This window comes from Kluyvera sichuanensis (genome assembly GCF_014218705.1).
Lineage (GTDB): Bacteria > Pseudomonadota > Gammaproteobacteria > Enterobacterales > Enterobacteriaceae > Kluyvera > Kluyvera sichuanensis.
On the sequence record NZ_JABBJF010000025.1, the window covers coordinates 66,249 to 73,939 of the forward strand.

7 protein-coding genes are annotated in these 7,691 nt (G+C 58.0%); 4 read left to right on the plus strand and 3 right to left on the minus strand.

All coding sequences use genetic code 11. From position 1 onward, the window contains the following. Positions 1-2: 2 nt before the first annotated feature. From rnr to HII27_RS20580, 3 genes are all read left to right on the plus strand, one after another. Positions 3-2,462 (plus strand): ribonuclease R, encoded by a 2,460-nt coding sequence (gene rnr, locus HII27_RS20570; RefSeq protein WP_185669317.1) that lies wholly within the window; start codon positions 3-5, stop codon positions 2,460-2,462. A 121-nt stretch (positions 2,463-2,583) separates the two neighbouring features. Beyond that, entirely contained in the window at positions 2,584-3,315 is a 732-nt protein-coding gene (gene rlmB, locus HII27_RS20575; protein ID WP_035893302.1) for a 23S rRNA (guanosine(2251)-2'-O)-methyltransferase RlmB, read from the plus strand. A gap of 175 nt (positions 3,316-3,490) precedes the next feature. Then, positions 3,491-5,113 carry an isovaleryl-CoA dehydrogenase gene (locus tag HII27_RS20580; RefSeq protein ID WP_185669318.1) on the plus strand — a complete coding sequence of 541 codons (1,623 nt, stop codon included), beginning with the start codon at positions 3,491-3,493 and terminating at the stop codon, positions 5,111-5,113. A gap of 61 nt (positions 5,114-5,174) precedes the next feature. Here HII27_RS20580 and yjfN read toward each other — a convergent pair whose 3' ends face one another. Then, entirely contained in the window at positions 5,175-5,462 is a 288-nt protein-coding gene (gene yjfN, locus HII27_RS20585) for a DUF1471 family protease activator YjfN (protein ID WP_305067772.1), read from the minus strand. A gap of 116 nt (positions 5,463-5,578) precedes the next feature. After that, entirely contained in the window at positions 5,579-5,887 is a 309-nt protein-coding gene (gene bsmA, locus HII27_RS20590) for a biofilm peroxide resistance protein BsmA (RefSeq protein ID WP_220439642.1), read from the minus strand. A 206-nt stretch (positions 5,888-6,093) separates the two neighbouring features. Here bsmA and yjfP point away from each other — a divergent pair, with 206 nt between their 5' ends. After that, positions 6,094-6,831 carry an esterase gene (gene yjfP, locus HII27_RS20595; RefSeq protein ID WP_185669321.1) on the plus strand — a complete coding sequence of 246 codons (738 nt, stop codon included), beginning with the start codon at positions 6,094-6,096 and terminating at the stop codon, positions 6,829-6,831. Here the strand turns inward: yjfP and ulaR are convergent. After that, positions 6,828-7,583 (minus strand): HTH-type transcriptional regulator UlaR, encoded by a 756-nt coding sequence (ulaR, locus tag HII27_RS20600; RefSeq protein ID WP_185669322.1) that lies wholly within the window; start codon positions 7,581-7,583, stop codon positions 6,828-6,830. The genes yjfP and ulaR overlap by 4 nt on opposite strands. Positions 7,584-7,691 lie beyond the last annotated feature (108 nt).

Sequence of the window (7,691 nt, forward strand, 5' to 3'; positions counted from 1 at the left end):
ACATGTCAAAAGATCCTTTCCTGGAACGCGAAGCAGAAAAATATTCGAATCCTATCCCGAGCCGGGAATTTATCCTCGAACACTTAACAAAACGCGAAAAACCGGCCAACCGTGAAGAACTGGCCGTCGAACTCAATATTGAAGGCGAAGAGCAGATTGAAGCGCTGCGCCGTCGCCTGCGCGCCATGGAGCGCGATGGGCAGTTAGTCTTTACCCGCCGCCAGTGCTATGCGCTGCCGGAACGTCTCGACCTGCTGAAAGGCATGGTTATCGGTCACCGCGATGGCTTCGGCTTCCTGCGCGTTGAAGGCCGTAAAGACGACCTGTATCTGTCGAGCGAACAGATGAAAATGTGCATGCACGGCGATGAAGTGCTGGCACAGCCGCTGGGCGCGGATCGTAAAGGCCGCCGCGAAGCGCGTATCGTTCGCGTACTGGTGCCGCGCAATGCGCAGATCGTCGGCCGTTACTTTACCGACGCTGGCGTGGGCTTTGTGGTCCCGGACGACAGCCGCCTGAGCTTTGATATCCTCATCCCGCCTGAATCGGTGATGGGCGCACGCATGGGCTTTGTGGTGGTGGTCGAACTGACCCAGCGCCCAACCCGGCGTACCAAAGCGATTGGTAAAATCGTTGAAGTGCTGGGCGACAACATGGGGACCGGCATGGCCGTTGAGATGGCGCTGCGTACCCATGAAATTCCCTACGTCTGGCCGCCAGCGGTGGAAGCACAGGTTGCCGGGCTGAAAGAGCAGGTGCCTGAAGAGGCGAAAGTGGGTCGTGTAGACCTGCGCGACCTGCCGCTGGTCACCATTGACGGCGAAGACGCCCGTGACTTCGATGATGCGGTCTACTGCGAGAAAAAACGCGGTGGCGGCTGGCGCCTGTGGGTTGCCATTGCTGACGTCAGCTACTACGTGCGCCCACCGACGCCGCTGGACGGCGAAGCGCGCAACCGTGGTACGTCGGTCTACTTCCCAACGCAGGTTGTGCCGATGCTGCCGGAAGTGCTCTCCAACGGCCTGTGCTCGCTGAACCCTCAGGTTGACCGCCTGTGTATGGTCTGCGAAATGACCATTTCGTCGAAGGGCCGTTTAACCGGCTTCAAATTCTACGAAGCGGTGATGAGCTCCCACGCGCGTCTGACCTACACCAAGGTCTGGCATATGCTGCAGGGCGACCAGGAGCTGCGTGAACAGTACGCACCGCTGGTGAAACACATTGAAGAGCTGCATAACCTCTACAAGGTGCTGGATCAGGCTCGCGCGGAACGCGGCGGGATCTCGTTTGAGAGCGAAGAGGCGAAGTTCATCTTCAACGCCGAACGCCGCATTGAGCGTATCGAACAGACCCAGCGTAATGACGCGCACAAACTGATTGAAGAGTGCATGATCATGGCGAACATCTCGGCGGCGCGTTTCGTCGAGAAAGCTCAGGAGCCTGCGCTGTTCCGTATTCACGATAAGCCAACGACCGAAGCGATTACCGCGTTCCGTTCGGTGCTGTCTGAACTTGGTCTCGAACTGCCTGGCGGCAACAAACCGGAGCCGCGCGACTACGCCGAGCTGCTGGAATCCGTTGCCGACCGTCCTGACGCCGAAATGCTGCAAACCATGCTGCTGCGTTCGATGAAGCAGGCTATCTATGACCCGGAAAACCGCGGTCACTTTGGCCTGGCGCTGCAGTCCTATGCGCACTTCACCTCGCCGATTCGTCGTTATCCTGACCTGTCGCTGCACCGTGCCATCAAGTATCTGTTGGCGAAAGAGCAGGGTCATAAGGGCAACAGCACCGACACCGGCGGCTACCATTATTCGATGGAAGAGATGCTGCAACTGGGTCAGCACTGCTCGATGACGGAACGCCGCGCTGACGAAGCCACCCGTGATGTCTCTGACTGGCTGAAGTGTGACTTCATGCAGGACCAGGTGGGTAACGTCTTTAACGGCGTGATCGCGAGCGTGACCGGCTTTGGCTTCTTCGTGCGTCTGGACGAACTGTTCATCGATGGTCTGGTTCACGTCTCCTCGCTGGATAACGACTACTATCGCTTTGACCAGGTCGGCCAGCGTCTGATTGGTGAATCCGGCGGCCAGACTTATCGTCTGGGCGATCGCGTGGAAGTGCGCGTGGAAGCGGTTAACATGGACGAGCGTAAAATCGACTTCTCGCTGATCTCCAGCGAGCGCGGCCCGCGTAACGTCGGTAAAACCGAGCGCGAGAAAGCGAAGAAAGGCAGCGGCGGCAAGCCGAGCGCCAGCCGTCGTCGTCAGGCGGGCAAGCGCACTAACTTCGAACCGGACAGCGCCTTCCGCGGCGAGAAGAAAGGTAAAGCGAAAGCTAAACCGGCTTCTACCGAGAAAGGGGCGGCGAAGAAGGCCAAAAAGCCTTCCACCAAGACGCAGAAAATCGCCGCAGCGACCAAAGCTAAGCGTGCCGCGAAGAAGAAAGCGGCGGAATAACCCCATTCCCCTCACCCCGACCCTCTCCCCTTAGGGGAGAGGGAGAACTGTTCCCTCTCCCTTCCAGGGAGAGGGCTAGGGTGAGGGTAATCACAACGTAGAATTAACAACGAGTATATTCATGAGTGAAATGATTTACGGCATCCACGCAGTGCAGGCACTGCTGGAGCGCGCGCCTGAACGTTTTCAGGAAGTTTTTATTCTGAAAGGCCGCGACGATAAGCGCCTGATGCCGCTGATCCATGCGCTCGAAGCGCAGGGCGTGGTGATTCAGCTGGCGAACCGTCAGTTCCTGGATGAGAAAAGCGAAGGTGCCGTGCACCAGGGCATTATCGCGCGCGTGAAGCCGGGCCGTCAGTATCAGGAAAACGATCTGCCGGATCTGATCGCTTCGCTCGACAGCCCGTTCCTGCTGATCCTCGATGGTGTCACCGACCCGCATAACCTCGGCGCCTGCCTGCGTAGCGCCGACGCTGCTGGCGTGCACGCGGTTATCGTCCCGAAAGACCGTTCGGCGCAGCTGAATGCGACGGCGAAAAAAGTAGCTTGTGGCGCTGCCGAAAGCGTACCGCTTATCCGTGTAACCAACCTGGCGCGTACCATGCGTATGCTGCAGGAAGAGAGCGTCTGGATTGTGGGCACCGCCGGTGAAGCGACCCACACCCTGTATCAGAGCAAAATGACCGGCGCGATGGCGCTGGTGATGGGCGCAGAAGGTGAAGGTATGCGCCGTCTGACCCGCGAACACTGCGATGAGCTGATCAGCATTCCAATGGCGGGCACCGTATCGTCGCTGAACGTCTCCGTGGCAACCGGCATCTGCCTGTTTGAAGCGGTGCGCCAGCGTAGCTAATACACCGTTCCCGGGGTCGGCGTAAACGCCTCGCCCGGGCTACCATTCGGTAGCCCGTCCAGGCTAAGCGCCGCCGGGTTCTGCATTCAGGCCACCCTTTCGGGTGGCTTTTTTATTGTGCATCTTCCCTGACCGTCCATACTTAACAGGTTGCCCATTGACGGAGGGAGACACAATGAACTGGCAAACACACACCGTTTTTAATCAACCTATCCCCTTAAATAACAGTAACCTGTTCTTATCTGACGTTGCGCTGCGTGATGCGGTTGCCCGCTATGATGCCGGCTGGGACAGCGAGCTACTGGCGAGCATCGGCCAACAACTCGGCACCGCCGAGTCGCTGGAGCTTGGCAGACTCGCCAACGCCCATCCTCCTGAACTATTACGCTACGATCCCCAAGGGCAGCGGCTTGACGACGTTCGCTTTCATCCCGCCTGGCATCTGCTGATGCAGGGGCTTTGCGCTAACCGGGTGCATAACCTTCCCTGGGAGGAAGAGGCTCGCAGCGGAGCGTTTGTCGCCCGCGCCGCGCGCTTTATGCTGCATGCGCAGGTGGAAGCCGGCACGCTATGCCCCATCACCATGACCTTTGCCGCTACGCCGCTGTTGCTAAAAACGCTGCCGCCGCTTTTTGCCGACTGGCGCTCGGCGCTGCTTAGCGATCGCTATGACCCGCACCAGCTGCCCGGCGCACAGAAGCGCGGGCTTCTGATCGGCATGGGGATGACCGAAAAGCAGGGCGGTTCGGACGTGCTGAGCAACAGCACGCGGGCTGAACGGCTGGAGGACGGCAGTTATCAGCTTACCGGGCATAAATGGTTCTATTCGGTGCCGCAGAGCGACGCGCATCTGGTGTTGGCGCAGGCCAGCGGTGGGTTAACCTGCTTCTTTGTGCCGCGCCTGCTGCCCGACGGCACCCGCAATGCCATTCGCCTTGAGCGGCTGAAAGACAAGCTCGGCAACCGCGCCAACGCCAGCAGCGAAGTGGAGTTCCAGCAGGCCCTCGGCTGGCCGCTAGGCGAAGAGGGCGACGGTATCCGGCAAATCCTCAGAATGGGCGGGCTAACGCGCTTTGATTGCGCGCTGGGCAGCCATAGCCTGATGCGTCGCGCGCTGTCGGTGGCGCTGTACCACGCCTTCCAGCGTCAGGCGTTTGGCCATAACCTGATCGACCTGCCGCTGATGCGCCAGGTGCTGGGGAAAATGGCGCTCCAGCTGGAAGGGCAGACCGCGTTTATGTTTCGTCTCGCCAGCGCCTGGGGCCAGAATCATCAGCCGCAGGAGGCGCTGTGGGCGCGTCTTTTCACCCCTGCGGCCAAGTTTGCTATCTGCAAGGCCGGCATTCCATTCGTGGCGGAGGCGATGGAAGTGCTGGGCGGGATTGGCTACTGCGAAGAGAGTGAGTTGCCGCGCCTGTACCGGGAGATGCCGGTGAACAGCATCTGGGAAGGCTCGGGCAATATCATGTGTCTTGATGTGCTGCGGGTGCTGGTGAAGCAGCCTGACGCAATGGCGCTGCTGGTGGTCGAATGCAATGAGGTGAAGGGCCAGGATCGTCATTTCGACCGGCACTGGCGACAGCTGCAGCAGCGGCTGCGTAAGCCTTCTGAATCTCAGGGACGTGAAATTACGCATCAGCTGTACCTGCTGGGGGTTGGTGCGCAGATGCTGCGTCATGCGTCGCCACCGATGGCTCAGGCCTGGTGTCGAATGATGTTGGATCCGCGAGGCGGTGCGTTGCTCAATGAAGCGGTGATGAATGACCTGCTGTGTCGGGCGACGGGCGGAGGACGATAGGCAAGAGAGGCGGGTGGAAGAGGCGCGACAAGCGTAACGCTTCTTCCACTAGTGACGAGTGTTAGGCATAGATAATCGCCTGTGCACGCCAGTTATCCTGCTGGGGCTCTTCATACATCTGCACAATACGATACCAGGAAGCGCCTTGTTCATCCGCCTTACGAGCGATGACCTGTTCGACATCTTCCAGGCTTCCGGTGACGTTATTCACCGAAATCAGCCCAATTTCATTTAGCCCCGTTACGCAGTCTGCGCTGGCGAACTCTGCAGATTGCGCCGCCGCGGCATGGCTGCCGCCTGACAAAAGCAGGGTAGATAAGGTAAGTGTTTGTTTCATCGTCAGCTCCATTTCACATAACCCAGTGGGGGCAGTCCATAGCAGACGCATATCCTGTATCCAGACAGAGGCGTCATTGTGCATCAGGGAAACGTGAAACGGTGCAAACCTACGTAAAGCTCGTAAAACTACTTACGGTAAAGGATGGCCTGCGCATACCACTGGCCTGGCACTACGGTGTCATCCATCATGACGATCACGTAGTAATCTGCCTTTTGCGCGGTGACTTTCTCTTTGATAGACGCTTCAACATCCATCGGAGAGCCAAACACCAACGCGCTAACCGTACCCATGCGCTGCAAACCTTCCGTCTGGTTGCGACGAATCTCCTGCGGGTGATCGGTGACCGGTGGAGGCGCTTCAGGGGTGCCTTCCAGAATGGTACAACCGCTCAACAAGAGCGCCAGCAACAGTGGGATAAACCGTCGTTTAGCCATTTCCCGTTTCCTGATAGTCATAGTGTAGTGGGGAAAGCATTTCGCTTTAGGCGAATGTTCCTGATTTGTTAACCATAGCGCTATTTTCGAATGAAAATATCACGATTTCGTAACCGGGTTCTCAATGTTATAAATCAGGGGTATTGTCGTCATCATACTGCATCAATTTTCGTATGCCATATCAGCATAGCTAAAGGAGATAACTCATGATTGAACTGGAAATGCGAACCCTGGCAGGACAGCAAATTTTGCATGCTTACCCAAAGGGATGTAGTGAAAAGGCGCTTCCCAGCATAGTGTTTTATCACGGTTTCACCTCGTCGAACGTTGTTTATAGCTATTTTGCCGTGGCGCTGGCGCAGGCGGGCTTTCGGGTGGTGATGCCCAACGCCGCCGAGCATGGGGAACGCTTCAACGGTGATGGCGCCGAGCGGTTACAGCATTTCTGGCAGATTCTGGTGCAGAACTTTACCGAATTCCCGACGCTGCGTGATGCGCTGTTGGCAAGCGGGCTGGTGAGCGACGGGCGGTTAGCGGTGGCAGGAGCCTCGATGGGAGGTATGACCGCGCTGGGGCTGATGGCGCAGCACCCGGAGCTGAAATGCGTGGCGAGCCTGATGGGGTCGGGCTATTTCACTTCGCTTTCCCAGACCTTATTCCCTCCGTCTGCAGCAAACAGCATCGAGAAGGCGCGCCTGCTGGCACCGCTGGCGAAGTGGGACATCGGGCATCAGTTGGCGCGTCTGGCGGACCGGCCTTTGCTGCTCTGGCATGGAGAGGAAGATGACGTGGTGCCAGCGGGGGAAACGTTCCGTCTGCAGCAGGCACTACGTGAGTCAGGATTGGACGAGCGCCTTACCTGCGTCTGGCAGGCGGGCGTTCGCCACCGTATTACGCCTGAAGCGCTGGACAGTACGGTGGCCTTTTTCCGCCAGCATCTTTAAACGCGGATGACTTTCACACCCTGATCCTCAAGCTTCTTGAGGATCTCCGCGTCAGCCTGCTTGCCGGTGATCAGCATATCGATCTCATCGGCGCGACTGAACAGCATGCCCGCTCGTTCGCCAACCTTGCTGCTATCGACCAGTACGACAAGCTTGCCCACCACGTTCAGCATTTTCTGTTCTGCCATGGCGGTGAGCATGTCGGTTTTGTATAACCCTTCCGCCGTCAGCCCTTTGCCGCTGGTAAACATCCAGTGTCCGGCGTACAGGCTGTTTTCGCTGCCCTGTGGGCTGAGCGTAATGGCGTGGCTGCGGTTGTACTGCCCGCCCATAATGATCACGCTGTCGTGCTCTTGATCGATAAGGTAATTTGCCAGCGGCAGGTAGTTAGTGATGATTTGCACCGGTTTACCGCAGATCTCCTGGCCGACCAGGAAAGCGGTCGAGCCGCAGTTGATCACCACGCTTTCACCGGGCATCACCAGCTGCGACGCCGCTTTCGCGATGCGCACTTTCTCGTCGTGATTTTGTGCCTGATGAATGTTCATCGGTGACCAGCGCGGGCGCTGCTGGTTTACGGCCTCGGCGCCGTTGCGCACTTTTTTCAGCTTGCCGCTTTCATCAAGCTTGTTGATGTCCCTGCGGGCCGTGGCGGGTGAGATCCCCAGACGGGAAATCACCTGCTCTACTGTTATAAAACCCGCTTGCGCCAGCAGGTCCAGTAGAATCTGATGTCTTTGCGCTTCCGTCATGAGCTAATCCGAAAAAAAATGATGATTAAAGATGATATTTGAAAAATAGCCAAAATACTAAAAGTATATGCGGGGGAGAGTGTTCCCCGGCGTCGCGGCGCTCGGCCG